Origin of the sequence: Aeromonas sp. 604176 (assembly GCF_049170755.1) — a bacterium.
Taxonomy (GTDB): Bacteria; Pseudomonadota; Gammaproteobacteria; order Enterobacterales; family Aeromonadaceae; genus Aeromonas; species Aeromonas veronii_A.
The window spans coordinates 1-2,320 of the sequence record NZ_JAAKNE010000220.1 but is presented as its reverse complement, the minus strand read 5'-3'; the positions used below and the strand labels follow the sequence as shown (position 1 = coordinate 2,320).

Below are 2,320 nucleotides of genomic sequence, written 5' to 3'. Positions count from 1 at the left end.
GAAGAAACGGTGCAAATTTTGGAAAGCATGCTCTAAGTCATTGCTAGATGGTTCGCAAAAGGCCCCAAGCTCTCTATAATGGGGCCTTTGTTGTGCTCGGGACGTGCCCGTGCGTTTATATGAAAGCCAAGGTTATACATGGAAAACACTGAGAAGCTGAAGAACAGTAAAGAGATCGTTGCCTACCTGGTCGAGAAATTCCCGGCCTGCTTCGTTGCTGAAGGAGAGGCCAAGCCGCTCAAGATTGGCATCTTCCAGGATTTGGCCGAGCGTCTTGCTGACGATGCCAGAGTCTCCAAGACCATGCTGCGCTCCGCACTGCGTCAATACACCTCCAGCTGGCGCTACCTGCACGGACTCAAAGCTGGCCAGGCTCGCGTTGATCTGGATGGTAATCCGGGTGAACTGCTGACCGAAGAGCACATCGAGCACGCCAAGCAAGCTCTGAAAGAGAGCAAAGAGCGCGTATTCGCCAGCCGTCGTACCAATACCAAAGAGAAGGATGAGAAGGCCAAGAAGCCTCGTCGCCCTGCTGTGCGCAAAACCGAGAAGGCTGATGTCGCTGCCAAGCCGAAGGCTGCCGCCAAAGTGCCCGCTGCTGAAGCTCCGCTTGTTAAAGTGGATGCCGCTACGCTGAAAGTGGGCCAGGATGTGCGCGTCGTTATGGGTAAATTCCCGGTTCCGGCAACCATCAAGGAAGTGACCAAGGACGATGTACAGGTCCAACTGCAGACCGGCATGATGGTGCGGGTCAAATCAGAGCACTTGGTTCTCTAAGGAGACAAATGTTGAAGCATGGCGTAATTCGTTTTTCCCTCGTTGCCTGTAGCCTGGCGCTTGCCGGGCTTGCACAGGCCATCGAGCCGGTGCTCAAGGAGAGTGATTTGCCTGTGTTGGCTCAAGAGAGCCAACATGCTACGGCCAGCAAGCGAATTACCAATCTGTTTACCCGCTCGCACTACAAACAGTTCAAGCTGGATGATGCCTTTTCCTCCGTGATTTTCGATAAATATCTGGAGAATCTGGACTACAGTCGCAACCTGTTTTTGGCCTCTGATATCAGCCGTTTTGAAAAATACCGTAACGGTTTTGACACCGACCTCGAAAGAGGCCGTCTGGCACCCGCCTACGAGATGTTCAACCTGAGTCAGCAACGGCGTTATGAGCGGTTCGAATACGCCCTCAAACTGCTTGACACTCCCTTTGATTTCACCCAGCCCGACAACTATGTGTTCGATCGGGAAGGTGCGGCTTGGCCCAAAGATGAAGCAGAGCTCAACGAGCTGTGGCGTCAGCGAGTCAAGTTCGATGCCCTGAGCCTCAAACTCAGCGGCAAGGAGTGGCCCGAGATCAAGGAGCTGCTTGGCAAGCGTTACAACAACGCCATCAAGCGAATGTCCCAGACCGAGAGCGAAGATGTCTTCCAGCTCTTCATGAACTCCTTCGCTCGCGCCATCGAACCCCACACCAGTTACCTCTCACCGCGCAGTGCCGATCGTTTCAACACCGAGATGAACCTCTCGCTGGAAGGGATCGGTGCCGTGTTGCAGGCGGAAGATGACTTTACAGTCATCCGCTCCCTGGTACCCGGTGGTCCTGCTGCCAAATCCAACCACCTCAAGCCTGATGACAAAATCACCGGGGTGGGACAGGAAGATGGCAAGATTGTTGATGTGATCGGCTGGCGTCTCGATGACGTGGTCGAGCTCATCAAGGGACCCAAGGGGAGCAAGGTCAAGCTTGAAATTCAGCGCGGCAAGGGCGCTACCGCCAAGACCGAACAGATCGAGCTGACCCGTGACAAGGTGCGCCTTGAAGACAGAGCCGCCAAGTCCAAGGTGATCACCGCCGAAGGCAAGAAGATCGGTGTCATCGAGATTCCAAGTTTCTACGTCAATCTGCACGATGATGTGATCAAGGAGCTCTCCAGCCTCAACAAGCAGAAGATCGATGGTTTGATCATCGATCTGCGCGGAAACGGCGGCGGAGCCCTGACCGAAGCCTCTGCCCTGAGCGGTCTCTTCTTTGGCAGCGGTCCTGTGGTTCAGATCCGGGATCATATGGGTCGTATCACGGTCAACGGTGACGATGATGGCAACGTCTATTACGGCGGTCCCATGTCGGTGCTGATCGACAGATACAGTGCATCTGCCTCCGAGATCTTCGCCGCCGCCATGCAGGATTATGGTCGTGCCCTGATCCTGGGGGAAAACTCGTTCGGCAAGGGGACGGTGCAACAACATCGCAGCCTCGCCAAGGTCTATGACTTCTACGAGCAGCCGCTGGGTCACGTGCAGTACACCATCGCCAAGTTCTACCG

At 54.9% G+C, this 2,320-nt stretch carries 2 protein-coding genes; both read left to right on the top strand.

The window, feature by feature from the left end:
* Nucleotides 1–138: 138 nt before the first annotated feature.
* Nucleotides 139–777, top strand: coding sequence for an RNA chaperone ProQ (gene proQ, locus G5358_RS20780; RefSeq protein WP_005345438.1), 639 nt, complete (start codon nucleotides 139–141; stop codon nucleotides 775–777).
* Between the two features lie 8 nt (nucleotides 778–785).
* Nucleotides 786–2,320: S41 family peptidase (locus G5358_RS20775; RefSeq protein ID WP_421324847.1), on the top strand; the 1,535-nt coding region annotated here is incomplete at its 3' end.